At 73.5% G+C, this 18,143-nt stretch carries 15 protein-coding genes; 7 read left to right on the forward strand and 8 right to left on the reverse strand.

Annotated elements, in window-relative coordinates; translation table 11 throughout:
• Positions 1-7: 7 nt before the first annotated feature.
• The 4 genes from N912_RS49165 to N912_RS0103205 are packed head-to-tail and all read right to left on the reverse strand — an operon-like array spanning position 8 to position 5,444.
• Entirely contained in the window at positions 8-1,408 is a 1,401-nt protein-coding gene (locus N912_RS49165) for an amidase (protein ID WP_051579518.1), read from the reverse strand.
• Entirely contained in the window at positions 1,405-2,847 is a 1,443-nt protein-coding gene (locus N912_RS49170; RefSeq protein ID WP_051579520.1) for a purine-cytosine permease family protein, read from the reverse strand. Before N912_RS49170 ends, N912_RS49165 begins: the two co-directional genes overlap by 4 nt.
• A gap of 27 nt (positions 2,848-2,874) precedes the next feature.
• Positions 2,875-3,537 carry an isochorismatase family protein gene (locus N912_RS0103200; protein WP_051579522.1) on the reverse strand — a complete coding sequence of 221 codons (663 nt, stop codon included), beginning with the start codon at positions 3,535-3,537 and terminating at the stop codon, positions 2,875-2,877.
• Positions 3,537-5,444 carry a GMC family oxidoreductase gene (locus N912_RS0103205; RefSeq protein ID WP_037062717.1) on the reverse strand — a complete coding sequence of 636 codons (1,908 nt, stop codon included), beginning with the start codon at positions 5,442-5,444 and terminating at the stop codon, positions 3,537-3,539. Before N912_RS0103205 ends, N912_RS0103200 begins: the two co-directional genes overlap by 1 nt.
• Positions 5,445-5,618: 174 nt before the next feature.
• On the opposite strand from N912_RS0103205, the gene N912_RS0103210 reads away from it, so the two are divergent.
• Together N912_RS0103210 and N912_RS0103215 are read left to right on the forward strand one after the other, a co-directional pair.
• Positions 5,619-6,632: an LLM class flavin-dependent oxidoreductase gene (locus N912_RS0103210; protein WP_051579916.1), complete on the forward strand. Its 1,014-nt coding sequence runs from the start codon at positions 5,619-5,621 to the stop codon at positions 6,630-6,632.
• 57 nt (positions 6,633-6,689) lie between these two features.
• Complete coding sequence (locus N912_RS0103215; protein WP_028921292.1) at positions 6,690-7,379, forward strand: TetR/AcrR family transcriptional regulator; 690 nt, start codon at positions 6,690-6,692, stop codon at positions 7,377-7,379.
• Between the two features lie 60 nt (positions 7,380-7,439).
• Here the strand turns inward: N912_RS0103215 and N912_RS0103220 are convergent, their stop codons facing one another.
• Positions 7,440-8,234, reverse strand: a complete 795-nt coding sequence (locus tag N912_RS0103220; protein ID WP_028921293.1) for an alpha/beta fold hydrolase — start codon at positions 8,232-8,234, stop codon at positions 7,440-7,442.
• Positions 8,235-8,249: 15 nt separating this feature from the next.
• Positions 8,250-9,575: an MFS transporter gene (locus N912_RS0103225; RefSeq protein ID WP_028921294.1), complete on the reverse strand. Its 1,326-nt coding sequence runs from the start codon at positions 9,573-9,575 to the stop codon at positions 8,250-8,252.
• A 164-nt stretch (positions 9,576-9,739) separates the two neighbouring features.
• Between N912_RS0103225 and N912_RS0103230 the strand changes: the two genes are divergently transcribed.
• Genes N912_RS0103230 through N912_RS49175 form a run of 4 tightly spaced genes read left to right on the forward strand, consistent with a single transcriptional unit; the run spans position 9,740 to position 15,149 of the window.
• Positions 9,740-10,255, forward strand: a complete 516-nt coding sequence (locus N912_RS0103230; RefSeq protein ID WP_028921295.1) for a (2Fe-2S)-binding protein — start codon at positions 9,740-9,742, stop codon at positions 10,253-10,255.
• On the forward strand, positions 10,252-13,650 hold the full coding sequence (locus tag N912_RS0103235; RefSeq protein WP_028921296.1) for a molybdopterin cofactor-binding domain-containing protein: 3,399 nt from the start codon (positions 10,252-10,254) through the stop codon (positions 13,648-13,650). Before N912_RS0103230 ends, N912_RS0103235 begins: the two co-directional genes overlap by 4 nt.
• Before the next feature lie 36 nt (positions 13,651-13,686).
• A complete protein-coding gene (locus N912_RS0103240) occupies positions 13,687-14,274 on the forward strand; it encodes a TetR/AcrR family transcriptional regulator (RefSeq protein ID WP_028921297.1) in 588 nt (195 codons plus the stop codon).
• A complete protein-coding gene (locus N912_RS49175) occupies positions 14,274-15,149 on the forward strand; it encodes an enoyl-CoA hydratase/isomerase family protein (RefSeq protein WP_051579524.1) in 876 nt (291 codons plus the stop codon). Before N912_RS0103240 ends, N912_RS49175 begins: the two co-directional genes overlap by 1 nt.
• Here N912_RS49175 and N912_RS0103250 read toward each other — a convergent pair.
• A complete protein-coding gene (locus tag N912_RS0103250; protein ID WP_028921298.1) occupies positions 15,094-16,299 on the reverse strand; it encodes a cytochrome P450 in 1,206 nt (401 codons plus the stop codon). The genes N912_RS49175 and N912_RS0103250 overlap by 56 nt on opposite strands.
• A 66-nt stretch (positions 16,300-16,365) precedes the next feature.
• Between N912_RS0103250 and N912_RS0103255 the strand changes: the two genes are divergently transcribed.
• Positions 16,366-16,965, forward strand: coding sequence for a TetR/AcrR family transcriptional regulator (locus N912_RS0103255; protein ID WP_028921299.1), 600 nt, complete (start codon positions 16,366-16,368; stop codon positions 16,963-16,965).
• On the opposite strand, the gene N912_RS0103260 is transcribed toward N912_RS0103255, so the two are convergent.
• Complete coding sequence (locus tag N912_RS0103260) at positions 16,946-17,965, reverse strand: pyridoxal-phosphate dependent enzyme (protein ID WP_425415287.1); 1,020 nt, start codon at positions 17,963-17,965, stop codon at positions 16,946-16,948. The genes N912_RS0103255 and N912_RS0103260 overlap by 20 nt on opposite strands.
• Positions 17,966-18,143: the final 178 nt, after the last annotated feature.

The raw sequence follows: 18,143 nt of genomic DNA on the forward strand, positions 1-18,143 counted from the left end.
CGTTCTATTACTTCGATGACGGTTCCACCGCTTCGATGACGGAGCCGACCGCGAGCGCCAGGTCCTCGCGCCACGCCGGCGCCGCGACCTGGACCCCGATCGGCAGGCCGTGCTCGGACCCGGCCGGCACCGACAGGGCGGGCAGCCCGGCGACGCTGTACACGTGCGTGTCGTTGTGCGCCAGGTACCTCAGGTAGTCGGCGGGATCCACGCCGTACGGTGGCCGCCCGTGCTCGGGCGCCGGCCCGGTGCACACCGGCGTGACCACCGCGTCGTAGCCGGCGACCCACCGGCGCACCCGCGAGCGGAACTCGAAGATCCGTTCCTGCAGCTCGAACCATTCCGCCGCGCTCGGCGGCCGCTCCGGGAAGGACTCCAGCAGCGCGACGAACTGCGGGTGGTGCGCGCCGCCCGCGCCGGCGACCTGGGCGCGCATCGCGGCCCCGCCGTCCGCCCCGGACGCGGCGAAGAACAACTCGGTCGCGTCGGCGGCCCACGGCGGCGGGTCGACCTCGGTCACCTCGGCGCCGGCGTCGGCGAGCACGCGGGCGACCCGTTCCACCGCGTCCCGAGTACCCGGGCTGACCGGCACCGGCCCGGTCCCCCGGTGCCAGCCGATCCGCAGCCCGTCCACCCGCACCCGGTCCGGGTCGCCGAACGGCACCGGCCGGGCGTAGAAGTCGACGTCGTCCGGGCCGCCGATGACCGCCGCCAGCGCGGCCACGTCAGCGACCGTGCGACCCATCGGCCCGGCGGTCATGATGTCCATCAGCCCGCTCGCCCTGGTCGGCGGCCAGATCCCGGTCCCCGGCACCCGACCCGCCGTGGGCCGCAGCCCGACCAGCCCGCAGTAGTGCGCGGGCAGCCGGATCGACCCGCCGCCGTCGGTGCCCAGGCCCAGCGGTGACGCGTCCGCCCCGAGCAGCGCCGCCTCGCCGCCGCTGGAGCCGCCGGGGGTGCGCGCCGGGTCCAGCGGATGGTCGGTGCGGCCGTGGACCGCGTTGTCGGTCTCGTAGGAGCAGCTCAGCTCGGGCAGGTTCGTCTTGGCCAGCACCAGCGCGCCGGCCGTCCGAAGCCGCCGCACCACCGTGGCGTCCTCGGTCGGCACGTGGTCGCGGCGGGCCACCGAGCCGCCGGTGCAGCGCAGGCCGGCCACCTCGATGGAGTCCTTCACGGTGACCGGCAGCCCGAGCAGCGGGGGCGGGTCGTCGTCGACACCGCCGGCCGCGAGCCGCCGGTCCGCGGCGTCGGCGTCGGCGAGGACGCGCTCCCGGTCGCAGGCCAGCACGGCGTGCACCCGCTCGTCCGCCGACCACATGCGGTCCAGGTAGTGCTCGGCCAGCTCCCGGGCGGACAGCTCACCCGCGCGCAGCCGCGCGACCCACTCCAGCGCGGACGGCTCCGTCACCGGCCGGCCGCGGCCTTCTCCGGCTCGGCCGCCGGCCTGGACAGCTTCAGCCGCACGACCGGGTACACCAGCAGCACGATCACCGTCGAGGCGATGAAGCCGAACGGGAACACGCCGGTCTCGCTGAGCAGGTAGGCCACGACCGAGGCGAACGCCAGCGTGAGCACCCCCGCCCAGTTGACCAGCTCCACCTCGGACCCGACCCGGGGCCGGAACCTGGCCACGATGTAGAAGTCGGCGATGGCCAGCGCGATGAAGCCGATGATCACGATGCCGAGCACGCTGAGGAAGCCGGAGAGCTGCTCGAACACGTTCGCGGCGATCATCAGCAGGCAGATCACGTTGCTGACGAGGATCATCACCAGCCGGTTGGGGTGGCGGCCGGACAGCACGTAGCAGAGGTTCGACAGCGCCAGCGAGCCCGAGTAGACGTTGAGCACCTGCACCTTGGTCTGGGCCACGTACATCAGCGCGAACCCGACCATGCCGGACAGCACCACGAAGTAGGCGCCGGTGTTCTGCGCCGCCAGGTGGGTGGCCTGCTCCAGCGCGTTGGCGTTGGTGGCCTGGCCGTGCGCGACCAGGTACTCGCCGACCAGCTTGTTCCCGCCGGTGAGCACCAGGATGCCCAGCGCGATCCCCACGATGTCCAGCATGATCACGCCGGTCAGGCTGACCCCGCCGACCGCCCGGCTGCTGCGCGCGTACCGGCAGTAGTCGGCGTTGACCAGGATCAACGCGCCGCCCTGCCCGCCCAGCATGCCGATCACGGTGAAGAACCGGGACGACTCCGAGCCCACCATCGACGTGCTGGCCTGGGTGAACGCGTCGGCCAGGCTGACCGAGGCGTCGCTGTAGATGCGGAAGGTCATGTACGCCAGCAGGCACAGGAAGACGATCACCAGTGCCGAGGAGGTCCGGGTCACCATCTTGATCCCGAACATGCTGAGCAGGATCCAGACCAGGGTGAGCGCGCCGTAGATCAGCACCCGGTTGCCGACCGTGTCCTCCCAGCCGAACGCGAACAGCGTGCCGTGGTACAGCACGACGTTCTCGCTGGCCAGCAACCCGATGATCATGACGCCGAAGGCCAGCGAGGAGATCGCCGAGCCGCGCAGCCCCAGGCCGTAGAACCGGGGCAGCACGGTGCTGGACAGGCCCTCGGTGCGCGCGATGTTGCCGAACAGCCAGCCCAGCGCCATCACGAACGTGCCGACCAGCGCGCCGGCCACCAGGCCGAACACCGAGCCGACCAGCGCGGTGATGTTGCCGGCGATGGTCAGCTGCAGCAGCGACGTGGCGATGCCGGCGGGCAGCCAGGACAGGTACCAGCCGGACCTGCGCTGGTCCTCGGGCACCGGGGTCAGCGAGTTGTCGTCGATCGCCTCCCGCAGCGAGCCACCGGACCGGGCCGTGGTGGTGGCGTTGTCGTCGTGCACGGGCTACCTCCGGGGTTAGGGCGGGCCTCAGCCGGCCAGCAGCGCGGTGAGCTCGTCGGTGCTGCCGACCCGCCCGACGAAGTGCGCGATGTCGGTGAGCGCGAACCGCTGCACCTCGTCCGGGCTGAACGACCCCCAGCCGGCGTCGGCCAGCCCGACCGTCGCGGTGGCGTCGGAGACGAACCAGACCGCGAAGTCGCGGAACAGGGCGTCGCGCGCGGTGGCCTCGCAGCAGGAGTGGGTGGCGACCCCGGTGATGATCACGGAGTCCACTCCCCTGCGCCGCAGGAAGTTCTCCAGGTCGGTGCCGTAGAACGCGGAGTACCGGCGTTTGACCAGCAGCTCGTCGGCGGCCGGGTCGAAGTCGATCTCGGGGTGGACCTCGACGCCGTGGGTGCCTTCGACCAGTGCCTTGCCGCTGGCGGTGATCGGGTGCAGGTAGCGGACCATGCCCAGGTCGACGCCGTCGCCCCGGTGCACCTGGGTGGTGCACACCACCGGCAGGCCGCTCGCCCTGGCGGCGCCGATCAGCTGGTTGATCTTCGGGATCAGCGCCCGGCCCTGCGCGCACTCGTACGGCGCGCCGTTCTCCAGGAAGTCGTTGGTCATGTCGATGACCAGCAGGGCGGCCCGGTCCGGGTGGAACGGCAGCTCCCGGTCGGAGACGGACATCATGTGCCGGTCGGACATCAGGAGCTCCCTGTCTCACCGGCCATGGCGTACGCGGTGCGCCTGGCCAGCGCCATCGTGGTGATCATCGGGTTAACCGCCGGCGAGGTGGGCATCGCGGCGGCGTCGCCGATCCACACCCCGCGCACGTCGTGCAGCTGCCCGTAGGTGTCCGCGACCGAGGTGGTCGGGTCGTCGCCCATCCGGGCCGAGCCGAGCTGGTGCGCCGACGCCGGCACGCCCTCGTGCTCGGCGTTCGCCAGCGCGCCCAGGTACGCCTCGAAGTCCTCCCCGGAGCGCCAGCGCAGCTCCGGGGAGTGGAAGGTGTAGATCTCCTCGGCGCCCGCCGCGCGGTGCAGGCGGGCCAGCTCGACGTGGGCGCGCGTCGCGACCTCGCGGTCCACCGGGTCGGCGAGGCGCCAGCGCACCACCGCCGTGCCGTCCGGCCCGAGCGCCACCTCGCCGCTGCCGTGGTCGTGCGCCACGCCGTGCCACGGCGCCACCCGGGACAGCTTGCGCATCTCCCGCTTGTGCGCGGCGCCGTCGGTCCAGTCCAGCTGCGCTGCCCAGGCCTTCGGGCTCAGCGTCACGTGCTCGACCAGGAAGCCGGCGTCGGCCACCGAGCCCTGGAACGCGAACGACACCACCGTCTGGATCTGGCCGGACCAGGCGTGGATCTCCCGGTCGTACACGCCGTTCACGAAGTACGCCGGGTGCAGCCGCAGGTGCTTGCCGGCGGCCGGACCGCCGATCCCGGAGCGCAGCAGCACCGCCGGGGTCTCGATGCCGCCGGCGGCGAGCACCACCTCCGGGGCGTCCACGACCACGCGGGCGGTGGAGCCGTCGGGCCTCGTCATGGTGCCGATGACGCCGGCGGCGGCGCCGTTCTGGACCCGGACCCGCTCGACGGTGGTGTGGAGCAGGAAGCGGGCGCCGTCGCGGGCGGCGTCGAGCAGGTAGGTCCTGGTCGTGGACTGCTTGGCGCCCTGCTGGCAGCCGGCGTTGCAGAACCCGCAGAACGCCGGGTCGTCGTCGTCCGAGCAGTTGCGCGCGATCATCTCCCAGTCCAGGCCGAGCTTGTCGAGGCCGTCGACCATCGGCTCGGCGGCCGGGGCGACCACGGTGCGCTCGGTGTTGACGTTCAGCCGGGTCCGCACCGCGTCCAGGTGGGCGTCGAAGGCGGCCGTGGGCACGTCGGTGAGGCCGTGGTCGGACGCCCACGCCGCGCGGACGCCGGCCGGCGGGTCCAGGCACACCATGGAGTTGATCACCGTGCCGCCGCCGAGGGCGGAGCCGGCGAGGAGTCCGATGGTGCCGTCCTCGGCCGCGAACTGGCCGCCGCGCAGGTACATGCCGGGCATGTCGTGCTCGAGCTGCCGGAAGTCCGCCTCCGACCACTGCCGGCCGGCCTCGATCACCAGCACCGAGCGGCCCCGGGCGGCCAGCTCGGCGGCGATGACCGAGCCGCCGGCGCCGGAGCCGACCACGCAGACGTCGGCGGCCAGGCGCACCGGGTCGCCGGCCGGCTCGATGGTCTCGATCAGGTGCGCGGTGGGCGGCGGGGCGGTGACCGGGCCGGGGTAGCCGATGTCCGGCCAGTTGGGGTTGCGGCCGTCCGCGTCCGGAACGGAGTAGCCGGCGCCGAGGACGGTGGCGCGCAGGTCGTTCACCGTCCGGGTGTGCGGGCCGTGCAGTGCCCAGCGGCGGAGCAGCGCGGTGCGCTCGGCCAGCGTCGCGGCGGTGAAGCCCTGCTCTTCGAGCGCGTCCAGGAGGTCGCGGGTGGCGGTGTCGACGGTGATGCGCCCGGGAATGCCCAGGTCGGAGGCGGATCGGGCGTAGAACGCGGCCGGTTCGCCGGCGGGGGCCTCGACCGAGGGCAGGTAGGTGTCGCACACGGCGGCGAGCGTGTCGAGCCGGTCGGCGATCATCGATGACCTCACATTCCCTGCCGCCGTCGGAAAGGTTGATGTGCACCCTGATCGGCGGCCCCGGTCCGGGCAACACAGGCGTCTCGCTCTACGGACCGCGCCGGCTCGGGTTGACCGCCGTTACCGGGCAATGCACCGTACGTAGTACCGGACGTCCGTTACATGGAGGTGTCGATGAAGGTGGGAATCCGGGTGCCGCCGTGCGCGCCGGTCGGCCGGCTGGTCGAGATCGCCCGGGACGCCGAGCGCGGCGGCCTCGACCAGGTCTGGTTCCCCGACTCGCAGCTGCTGTGGCGCGACGTGTTCGCCGTCGCGACGGCCGCCGCCGGCGCGACCTCGCGGATCGCGGTGGGCACGGCGGTCACGAACCTGGTCACCCGGCACCCGTCGGTGCTGGCCTCGGCGGCGCGCACCGTCGCCGAGCTGGCGCCGGGGCGGTTCGTGCTCGGGGCCGGGGTGGGCAACAGCTCGGTCGCGCCGATCGGGCGGCGGCCGGCCACCTCCGCACGGTTGCGGGCCGGGATCGACATGATCCGTGCGCTGCTCGCGGGCGAGGCCGTGGACTTCGGCGAGGGCGCGGTGTCGCGGCTGCGGGACCCGGTTCGGGTGCCGATCGTGCTGGCCGCGAGCGGGCCGAAGAACCTGCGGCTGGCCGGGGAGATCGCGGACGGGGCGATCCTGCTCTCCGGCGTCTCCCCCGAGCCGCTCGCCGCCGCGGTCGCCAAGGTCCGCGAGGGCGGCGGCGACCGGGGTCCGGTGCCGATCACCGCGTCGGCGTTCTGCCGGGTCACCGACGACCTGGAGCGCGACGCGCGGGAGCTCAAGCCGATCTGCGCGGCCATCGCCCAGGGCGGTGGCGGCCCGTTCTTGGCCATGGCCGGGGTGGACGTCCGCGCGCCCGAACGGCTCCCGGACGTCTATCCCGACCTGGTGCACGCCGAGGACTGGGACGCCGCCGTGCGCGCCTGCGACGAGTACGTGAGCGACGCGGCCGCCGTGCGGTTCGCCCAGACCTTCTGCCTGTTCGGCACCGCCGGGGAGATCGTGGACAGGCTCGCCGCCGTACGCGCCGCCGGGGTGGACGCGGTGTTCCTGCAGCACGTCGGTTCCTACGACCTGCCCGACGCGCTGCTCGCCGGCGTCGCCGACCACGTACTGCCCCGGCTGCGCGCCAGCTCAGCGGCGTGAAACGCTTGTACCGGACTTAGTCTGTCAGTCCGTCCTGAACGAGCACGGAGGAACTCGGTGGCGACGCGGCAACGCAGGAAACCGGCGCGCGCCAGGGACACGGCGCTGACCCCGGAGCTGATCATCGATGCCGCGCTGCGGATCGCCGACACCGAGGCGGACCTGGACCGGCTGACCGTGCGCCGGCTGGCCGACCAGCTCGGCATCGGCACGATGACGCTCTACGGCTACTTCCGGGGCAAGGACGAGATCCTGGACGGGATGGCCGACCGGGTGCTCGGTCGGATGCGGCTTCCGTCCACCCCGGACGCCGGCCCGGCCGAGGCGTTGCGGACCGTCGCCTACGCCTTCCTCACCATGATGCGCGAGCACCCCAGCATCGTCCGCCTGCTCGGCAGCCGGGTGACCGACAGCCAGACCGCGCTGCGCGGGGCCATGGAGGCGGTGCTGCAGCGGCTGGTGGACGCGGGGCTCCCCGGCCCGGTCGCGGTCCGCTGCTACGGCTTCCTGATCACCTACGCGATCGGGTTCGCCAGCTACCAGGCGCCGAGGCCGTGGGGCCGCCGCGACTCCGACACCTCGGCCGAGCAGCGCCGCCAGCGCCGGCACTTCTACGCCGGCCTGCCGATCGACGAGTTCCCCCGGATCGTCTGCCTGGCCGAGGACGTGGTCGAGATGGCCGGCGACGAGCAGTTCGCCGCCGGCGTCGAGGCCTTCATCCAGTCCACCCTGCGTGGTCAAGACTGACCCACCGCATACCTACCTGGGGCTCCGCACATCCCGCGCCATGCGCGACACCCCAACAAGCTATGCGGCACCCGACTCGCGCAGGAACGCGCGCACGGCCTGGGCGAACTGGGCGGGCACGTGGTCGACCGCGGGGACGCCGGTGCCGGGGAGAACCTCGGAACGGGCGCCGGGGATCGCGGCGACGATCGTGGGCAGCGACGGGAGGGAGAACTCGTCGAGCTCGCCGCAGAGCGCGAGCGTGGGTGCCGTGACGAGGCCGATGCGGTCCTCCATCCGGTAGTCGTTCACCGCCCGGTGGCCCTCCTCGACCCGGTCCAGCACGCCGAGCGCGTCGCGCACGAACCGTTCGAGCAGGTCGGGGCGGTCCTTCGGGTAGAACCCGGCACGGTTGCGCCACAGCTGGACCAGGTGCGAACCGTCGTCGGCCGGCTCGACGTGGTCGATCGGCGGGCGGCTCGCCACCGCCCGCCGGCGTTCGGCGTCCACGTACGGCATGGCCGACAGGACCAGGGCGCCGACCCGGTCCGGCTCGGTCGCGGCGGCCTCCAGCGCGACCACCGCGCCGGTGTGGTGGCCGACCAGGGCCACCCGGTTCAGGCCCAGCTCGGAGCAGACGTCCAGTGCGGCGCTCGCGAACAGCTGGATGGTCCACGGCTCGGCGGGGGCGGGCGAGGCGCCGTAGCCGGGCGTGTCCATCGCGATGACGCGGAAGTCCCGGCCGAGGTCCGGTACGACGTCCCGGAACTCGTCCCACGACCTCGGGGTCTGGTGGAGCAGCAGCACCGGGTGGCCGGTGCCGTGCTCGACGTAGTGGACCTGGCCGTGCCGGGTGTCCACGAAACCGTGCCGCATGGGTCTCCTCGTCGCTCAGCGGGTGGCCGGGGTGGAGTCGATCGTCGTGGCCGGCGTCGGCGGCGTGTCCTCGCGCGCCGGCTCCCGCAGCAGCAGGCCCGCGACCAGCGAGATCGCCCCGGTGCCCGCCATGTACAGGGCGAGCGCGACCCAGCCGCCGCCGCTGGCCAGCAGGCCCGAGCCGATCGCCGGCGCGAACGCGTTGCCGAAGATGGTGCCGAGCGTGAAGCCGACGGACAGCCCGCTGAACCGTACGGCGGCCGGGAAAGCCAGCGAGAAGAAGCCGGGGAACATCGCGTAGTTGGCCGAGTAGCCCACGAACAGCAGCACGAACCCCAGCAGCATCAGCCCGTACTGCCGGGTGTTCAGCAGCGCGAACCAGACGAACGGCGAGACCAGCAGCGACGCCGCGCCCCAGACGAACACCGGCCGCATCCCGGTCCGGTCGGCCAGCGCGCCGAACAGCGGCACGCAGATCACCGTGACCAGCGCGGCCGGCAGCAGCACCGCCAGCATCGCGCCGCTGGTCATGCCCAGCGCGACCTTGCCGTAGGTCAGCGAGAACACCGTCGTCATGGTGAACGCGACCCCCGCCCCGACGGTCCCCATCGTCACCAGCACGACCGAGCGGCCGGAGTGGCGCAGCACGTCCAGGATCGGCAGCTTGCGGATCTCGCCGCGCCGCTTGACCTCCGCGAAGTCCGGGCTCTCCGCGATCTTCAGGCGCACCACCAGGCCGATGATCACCAGCACGGCCGAGAGCAGGAACGGGATCCGCCAGCCCCAGGACAGCAGTTGGTCGTCCGGCAGCCCGAACACCCCGAGGAAGGCGAGGTTGGCCAGGATCATCCCGGAGCCGGTGCCGGTGTTCATCAGCCCGCCGTGCAGGCCGCGCCGGCGCTCGCCGGCGTGCTCCACGGTCATCAGCGTGGCCCCGCTGTACTCGCCGCCGAGGGACACGCCCTGCACGATGCGGGACACGACCAGCACGATCGGCGCCAGGATGCCGATCTGCTGGTAGCTCGGGATCAGGCCGATCAGGAACGTGGCGGAGCCCATCATGGTCAGCGTGGTGACCAGGATGGCCTTGCGGCCGACCCGGTCGCCGAGGTGGCCGAACACCAGCCCGCCCAGCGGCCGTGCCACGTACCCGACGCCGAAGCTGGACAGCGAGATCAGCGTCCCGACCAGCGGGTCGGTGGTCGGGAAGAAGACCTTTGCGAAGATCACCGAGGCGGCCAGGCCGTAGATGGCGAAGTCGTAGTACTCGATGGTGGTGCCGATCCAGCTGGCGAGGACGGTCTTGAAGCCCTGGCGTGCTGGCGGTGCGGTGGTGGTCATGGCGTGTCTCCGAGGGGCGGCGGCCACTCACCGAAGGTGACGTCGACGAGACGGCCGGGCGACAAGTCGGCGTACTGTGTACGGTTCGCCGCACGATGTCAAGGGTTCCGGTCCGCCCCTCGGCCCGGTTGCCCGGAGCGCTCGAACGGTACAAAGTACGGAGCGTGTCCGAGGAGGCGGCGAGGGACGGCACCCGGCGACTGGTGGTCAACGGTCGGGCGGTCACGGTGCGCGCGGACCGGCTGGAGCCGCTCGCCTCGGTGCTGCGCGACCAGCTCGGGCTGACGGCGACGAAGGTGGCCTGCGGCCGGGGCGAGTGCGGGGCCTGCACGGTGCTGATCGGTGGCCGCCCCCGGATGGCCTGCGTGACGCCGGCGGCGCTGGTGGACGAACCGGTGGAGACCGGCGAGGGGCTCGCGGAGGAGAGCGCGGCGCTGCGGGAACGGTTCGCCGACAGCGGCGCGTTCCAGTGCGGTTTCTGCACGCCGGGCCAGGTGGTGCACGCGACGGCACTGCTGCGCGAGGACCTCGCGCGGGCGGACGCCGGGATGGGCGCCGCCGCCCGGAGGGAGCGGGTCCGGCACGCGCTGTCCGGCAACATCTGCCGCTGCACCGGCTACCAGGCCATCGTGGACTCGGTGTGCGCCGTGGCCGAGGAGCAGGCGGGACCGGATCGATGAGCGTCGGCGCGCGGGTACGCCCGATCGACTGGCAGGCCCGCAGCGCCGGCCTGCTGCCCTACACCGCCGACCTGACCGGCGAGCACCTGGTCGGCGCCATCCTGCGGTCCCCCCACCCGTACGCCGAGATCACCGGCATCGACGCCGACGCGGCCCGCGCGCTGCCCGGGGTACACGCCGTGATCACCGCCGCCGACTTCGCCCCCGGCATCCGCTACCTGCACCGGGGCGGCCCGCTGTCCGACCGGCCCCCGCTGGCCGACGGCGTGGTCCGGCACGTCGGCCAGGAGGTCGCGGCCGTCGCCGCCGACACCGCCGAGCAGGCCGCCGCCGCCTGCCGGGCGATCAACGTCCGGTACCGCCGCCGCCGCGCGCCGCTGACCATCGCGCAGGCCAGGGCCGCCGGCGCCCGTCGGCTGCACCGCCGCACCACGCCGGAGCCGAACGTCTCCACGCTGCTGGAGACCGAGTGGGGCGACCCGGACGGCGGTTTCGCGGCCGCCGCGGTCGCGGTGTCCGGACGGTTCGTCTACCCCAGCGTCGCGCACGCCTGCATGGAGCCGAACACCACCCTCGCAGCCTGGGACGCCGAGCGGGAGATCGTCGAGCTGTGGACGTCCACCCAGGCGCCCTGGTTCATCGCCAAGGAGGTGTCGCACCTGCTCGGGCTGCGCCATGAGCAGGTGATCTGCCGCGAGGTCGCCGTCGGCGGTGGCTTCGGCAGCAAGTCCAAGGCGTCCGAGCACGAGGTGCTGGCCGCCGCGCTGGCCCGCGTCACCGGCCGCCCGGTGCTGGTCGCGCTGAGCCGGGAGGAGGAGTTCACGGCGAACAAGCCCCGGCACCGGTTCGAGACGACGCTGCGCACCGCCGCCGACGCGGATGGGGTGATCCGCGCGCTGGAGGCGGACATCGCGGTGGACAACGGCTCCTACAACCACATGGGGAGCTCGGTGATGCGGGTCGGCGCGATCACCCTGGGCTCGATGTACCGGCCGGACGGCGTCCGGGCCACCGCCCGGCTGGTGGACACCGCGACGCAGCCCGGCGGCCAGTTCCGCGGCTACGGCACCCCGCAGGTGTCGCTGGCCATGGAGTCCCAGGTGGACGAGATCGCCGCGCGGCTCGGCATCGACCCGATCGAGCTGCGGCTGCGCAACCTCGCGCCCGAGCACTCCACCACACTGTGCGGCTACCGGGTCACCACCAACCGGCTCGGCGACTGCCTGCGCGCGGTCCGCGACGGCCTGGACTGGGACCGGGCCAGGGCGGCGCGGCCGGCGGACGGGCAGGTCGCGCGCGGGTGGGGCGTCGCGGCCGGCAGCCACGGCAGCGGCGCCTACGCCTACGAGTACGCCAACCGCGCCGATGCCGGGGTCGACCTGCTCGCGGACGGCCGGGTCAGGGTGCGTCACGGCAGCGGCGACGCCGGCACCGGCCAGAACACCATCCTCGCCCAGATCGCGGCGCACGAGCTGGGGGTGGACGTCGGCGACGTCGAGGTGCTGTCCATGGACGGCGAGCGCACCCCGTTCGAGCTGGGCGCCTGGTCGTCGCGGGGCACGCACATGACCGGGTCCTCGGTCGGCAAGGCGGCGCGCGAGCTGGCCGAGCGGGTCCGGGCGCTGGCCGCCGCGAAGCTCGGCGTGGACCCGGCGGCGGTGCGGCTGCGCGGCGGGTGCGCGGTCGGGAGGGACGCCGAGGAGGACTCGGTGCCGCTCGGTGACCTGGTCGGCCTGTCCGAGGATGCGCGTGGGGGCGTCGACGGCGAGCCGGACGTGCTCGCCCACGAGGCGTCCTACCTGCTCGAAGGCACCGAGATGCTCACCCCCGACAAGGACACCGCGAACCTCTCCCCGAGCTACGCGTTCGCCGCGCACGGCGCAGTGGTCGAGGTGGACCGGCGCACCGGGCAGGTCAAGGTGGTCGACTACCTGGCCGCGCACGACGTCGGCGCCGCGATCAACCCCACGGCTGTCGAGGGCCAGATCGTGGGCGGCGCGGCCATGGGCCTGGGCGCCGCGCTGGGCGAGGAGCTGATCCGCGAGGGCGGCCGGGTGGTGAACGGCACCTACCTGCACTACCCGCTGCCGCGCAACGCCGACCTGCCCTCGATCCGCGCGGTGATCGTGGACGGGCACGACCCCGCCGGCCCGTACGGCGCGAAGGCGGTCGGCGAGATGTCGATCATCCCGCCCGCCGCCGCCGTGGCCAACGCCGTCTACGACGCGGTGGGCATCCGGATCCGCGAACTGCCGATCACCCCGGACAAGGTGCTCGCTGCCCTGGCCGAACAGGATGGGCGCGCCCGGCGGCGGCACCGGCTGTGGCGGCGCCCGAACCGGTGGTGGATCGCAATGGTCCGCTGGGCCTACCCGCGCGGCCTGCACCGGCTGCTCGACTCGGTAGGGACCAGGCTCGGCCCGCGCCGCCCACCGGCTACCCCGCCCACCGTGCACGCCCCCACCGACCTGGCCGAAGCCAGCGCACTACTCACCGAGAACGCCGGCGCCGCCGTGCTGGGCGGCGCCACCGACGCCCCCGTCGAACGCCGCCGCGAGCGCTCCCCCGCCCCGGTGCTCGTGTCCGTGGCCGCCGTGACCGAGCTGCGCCGGATCGAGCGCGTCGCCGCCGGCCTCCGCATCGGCGCCGCTGTCCCCCTGGCCGACCTCGCCGCACACCCGGACGCACCGAACGCGCTGGTCACGGCCGTCTCGACGATCGCGTCCGCGCAGATCCGCAACGCCGCCACGGTCGCGGGCAACCTGCTGCAGGCCAAGCGCTGCTGGTTCTACCGCAACGGCTTCGACTGCTACAAGCGCAACGGCCCGACCAGCCCGTGCTACGCAGTGCTCGGCGACCACCGCTTCCAGCACGCCGTCATCGACGGCCACCGCTGCCAGGCCGTCACACCCTCCGACCTGGCCACCGTGCTGGTCGCCCTGGACGCCACCGTCGAGCTCCACCGCGCCCACGACTCCCGCACGCTCCCGGTGGCCGACCTCTACCGAGGCCCCGGCGAGACGGTCCTACGCCACGACGAGCTGGCCACCGCCGTCACGATCCCGGAACACGCCCTGCGCCGCCGAACAGCGTTCACCAAGCTCGCCCTCTACACCGGCGACTTCGCGACGGCCTCCGCCGCGCTCGCCGTCGAGGCGGACACCCACGGCCGGTGGACCGACGCCCGGCTCGTGTTCGGCGCGCTGGCACCCACGCCGTGGCGGGCACGCGGCGCGGAACGAACCCTGCGCGGAACCAAACCGACGCCGGCCACCGTGCGCGCCGCCGTGGACGCCGACCTCGACCGCGCCGCCCACCCCCTGCCCGGCAACGCCTGGAAGCTCGACGCGGCAGCCGGCCTCATGGAGCAGGCCGTCGAACTGCTGCGCCCGTAGTCAAAGATCGTTCGTCTCTACTAGAATACTTTTCTAATGACCGAGAGGCGCACGGCGATCCTGGACGCGGCACTGGCCTGCTTCCTGGAGCACGGCGTCGCGGGCGCCGGCATCGAGCAGGTGTGCGCCAGGTCCGGGGCCAGCGTGGGCAGCGTCTACCACCACTTCGGCGGCAAGGACGGCCTGGCCGGCGCCGTGTTCACCGAGGCGATGGCCGACTACCAGGTGAGCTTCCTCGCCGCGCTGCGCCGCCACCCGGACGACGCGCGCGCCGGCGTCCGCGCCGCCGTGCGCGAGCACCTGCGCTGGTGCCTGCGCCGCCACCCCGAGCGCGCCCGCTTCCTGCTGTTCCACGGCGACGCCGCGCGCGCCGCCGGCGCCGAGCGGCTGGCCGAGCTGAACCGCGAGTTCTTCGCCTCGGTGCTCGCCTGGTGGCGCCCGCACGTCCGCTACGGGGCACTGCGCGAGCTGGACCTGGACCTCGCCTACGCGCTCTGGCTCGGCCCGGCGCTGGAGTACTGCCGGCTGCGCCTGGCCGGCCGCACCCGGGTCGCCCCGGCCCGCGCCGAACGGGCGCTCGCCGACGGTGCCTGGCAGGCCTTGAGATCACCGGAAGGAGCCTGATGGAGATGTCCTACCAGGACGTGCTCGCGTCCGCCCACGAGACGACGACCCGCCTGGTCGACGTGGAGCGCGACGGCGACCACGCCGTGCTGCGCCTGGCCGACCCGGACAAGCTCAACGTCCTCAGCGGCCCGCTCATGGTCCAGCTGCTGGCCGCCGCCGAGGACCTGGTGCGCGACCCGGCGGTGCGGTCGGTGGTGCTGACCGGGTCGGGCCGGGCGTTCAGCGCCGGCGGCGACCTGCGGATGATGGCCGAGGCCACCGAGCGGCTGCGCGACCCGGACGACCGGGAGGGCGCCACGCTGCCGTGGCGGTGGATCCGCTACCAGTTCGGCGCCATGGCCCGGCTCATCGCGCGCGGCGACACCGCGTTCATCGCCGCCCTCAACGGCCCGGCCGCCGGTGTCGGGCTCGCGTTCGCGTTGAGCTGCGACCTCGCCATCGCCGCGCGCGGCGCGGTGCTGGTGCCGGCGTTCGGCAAGCTCGGGCTGGTGCCCGAGGTCGGTACCAGCTGGGCGCTGACCCACGCGCTGGGCTACCGGCGGGCGTTCGCGTACTACGTCGGCGGCGAGCACATCGACGCGGACCGGGCGCTGGAGCTCGGCCTTGTCAACGAGGTGGTACCGGCCGACGAGCTGCTCGACACCGCGCTGCGCTGGTGCGACCGGATCGCCGAGCTGCCCCCGCACGCGCTGCCGATGGCCAAGCCGCTGCTGCGCGCCGCCGCCGAGCTGCCCTGGGAGCACGCGCTGACCATGGAGGAGTTCGCCGAGCCGATCTGTTTCACCACCGAGGGCTTCGCCAGGGGCGTCCGCCAGGTCACCGCGCGCACCTCGTCGAGCGCACCGGCAGCGCCGCCAGGCCGCGCAGGGTGAACGTCGGGCGCCAGGCCGGCGCGCCGGCCAGCTCCAGCTCGAACGTGCCGAGCAGCGCGGAGAACGCCAGCCCTGCCTCCAGGCGGGCCAGCGAGGCGCCCAGGCAGTAGTGGATGCCGCCGCCGAAGGACACGTGGCGGCGCGCGTCCCGGGTGACGTCCAGCCGTCCCGGCTCGGCGAACGCGGCCGGATCCCGGTTCGCCGCCCCGAGCACCAGCATGATCTCGTCGCCGGCCCGGACCCGCCGGCCGGCCAGGTCGAGGTCCTCGGTGGCGATGCGCTGGGCCATCTGGACCGGCGCGTCGAAGCGCAGCAGCTCGTCGACGGCGTTGGGCACCAGGTCGGGTCGCCGGCACAGCAGGTCGAGCTGGTCGGGGTGGCGCAGCAGCGCCAGCACGCCGTTCCCGATCAGGTTGACGGTCGTCTCGTGCCCGGCGACCAGGAGCAGCAGCGCCAGCTCCAGTACCTCGTCGCGGGAGATCCGGTCACCGGCGTCGCGCACCGCGAGCAACGCGGAGAGCAGGTCGTCGGCGGGGTGTTCGGTTCGGAACGCGAGCAGCTCGCCGAGGTAGCCGCGCATGCCGCGCCTGGCCTCGGCGATCGCGGCGTCCAGCTCGGCGGACCCGAGGACCGAGGGGTCCAGCGAGCGGGCGAGCATACGTGACCACTCGGTGAACATCGCCTGGTCGCCGGCCGGCACGCCGAGCAGGGCGCAGATGACCCGCACCGGCAGCGGGTAGGCGAAGGCCTGGACCAGGTCCACGGTGCGCCCGGCGATCGGCTCGAGCAGCTCGGCGACGATCGCGGTGATGGCCGGGCGCAGGTCGGCGGTGCGCTTCGGGGTGAACGCCCGCGACACCAGTGCCCGCAGCCGGGTGTGGTCGGGCGGGTCCATGAACAGCAGGCTCAGGCTCTCGTCCCGCTCCGGCTGGCCCTGTTCCGTGGTGGCCCTGGCCTCGTTCGAGGACAGCTTCGGGTGCCGGGTCAGCGCGGTGACCTCGGCGTGGCTCAGGCACAGCCAGACCGTCTCGTCCGCCCGCAGCAGCGGATCGTCGCCCCGGTACCCGTCGTAGTGCGGGTAGGGGTCCTCCCGGAACCGCGGCGACATGGCGTCGATGAAGAACCGCTCGGCAAGGCTCGTCCCGGTCATGGCGGTGCCCTCCGCAACTCGATGCAAAAGTGTATCGAGTGGATACAGTCTTGTATCCTGACGCGCATGTCAAGGGAGCGCACCCGTCCCACCCGTGAGCAGACGCGCGAGCGGTTGTTCGAGGCGGCGGCCGAGGTGTTCGAGCGCAGGGGCATCGGCGCGGCGAGCATCGAGACGATCGCGGCGGCCGCCGGCTTCACCCGAGGCGCCTTCTATTCCAACTTCGCCGGCAAGGACGACCTGATCATCGCCATGCTGGAGGACCACGTCGACCGGTCGGTGCGCCGCAACCTCGAGCTGCTGGCCCGCCACCGCGACCCGGCCGACTTCATCGCGGCGCTGCGTGCGGTGGACCGGGGCCAGCAGGACCCGCTCGGTCGTTCACCGCTGCTGCACATCGAGCTGATCCTCTACGCCGCCCGGGCCGAGGAACGGCGCCCGGAGCTGGCCAAGCGGCTGCGCGCCCGCCGCGAGCTGATCGCGGAGATCATCCAAGGCACCGGCGCCGTCGACGACCCGGAATGGGCCAGCGCGCTGCTGCTCGCGCTGGAGGACGGCTTCCGGCTGCACCGGCTCATCGACCCGGACAGCACGCCCCCGGACAGCTTCCTGCGCGCGGTGGGCGAGCTTCAGCGCGCGACCTGGTTCACCGACCCTCGGTGCTGAGCAGCACGACGTGTGACTCCGCCCCGAGGCCGAGATCGTTGCCGAACCCGTCCAGGACCGCGCGGAGTCCGGCCAGGCTGGCCGCGCCGCAGGGTCCGGAGTCGACGCCCTGGGCGCGAAGGTCGCGGGACGCGGTGTCGGCCTGGTCGTCGCTGACCGCGACCGCGCAGTCCAGACCGTCGCGCAGGTGCGGCCAGGCCAGCGAGGACGGCGTGCCGCAGTTCAGCCCGGCCATCGTCGTCGCGGCGGTCGGGATGGTGGTGAGCGTCCCGTTGCGCAGGCTGGCCAGCGCGCACGCCGCCACATCCGGTTCGACGCTGACCAGGACGGTGCCTTCGGGGGCCTCGCCGCCCCGGTAGTGCGTGACCGCTGCCTGGGCCAGCGAGCCGACCCCGACCGGCACCACGACCGCGTCCGCCGTGGTCACACCGGCCGCCCGGAGCTGGTCGTCGATCTCCCGGAACAGCGTCGAGTAGCCGGCCACGATCGTCGCCGGGATCGTCTCGTAGCCGGGCCACCCGGTGTCCTGGACCAGCTCCGCCTCGGGCGAGCCCGCCGCCGCCCGCGCCGCCGTCGCGACCGTCGCGTCGTAGTCCTCGGCCACGATGACCACCCGTGCTCCCTCGGCCCGGATCGCCTCCACCGAAGCCGGGTGTGTCCGCGCGATGACCTCGGGCAGGTAGACCTCCGACGGGAGGCCGAGCAGCCGCGCGAACCGGGCGACGGCCCGGCCGTGGTTGCCGTCGGTCGCGGTCACCAACCGGAGCTCCCCCGCGCGGGATGCCAGCTCTCGCAGGCCTTCGAGCGACCCGGGGCCGGTGGCTCCCGGGCCGAGCACCCGCGCGCTGATCGCCTGGTGGATCGCCCACGACGCGCCGAGCGCCTTGAACGCGGGCAGCCCCAGCCGGCTCGACTCGTCCTTGACGAACAGCCGGCCGATCCCCAGCTCGGAGGCCAGCGCGGGGCTCTCGACCAAGGCCGTTGGTCGGTAGCCCGGCAGGCTCTGGTGAAATTCGGTCGCGCCGGAAGGGGCGGGGTCGCAGCGCCAGCTACTGGCCCGCGGCCGTAGCCAGCTTGCGGCGTGGCTGCTCCTTGTCATGCGCCAAGGATGGCGGCGCATATGCTACGAAAAAAGCGCGTGATAGTAATGGCAATACTTAAGTTCGGCTTAGCTATTG

The organism is Actinospineispora acaciae DSM 45401 (genome assembly GCF_000620785.1).
Classification (GTDB): Bacteria; Actinomycetota; Actinomycetes; order Mycobacteriales; family Pseudonocardiaceae; genus Pseudonocardia; species Pseudonocardia acaciae.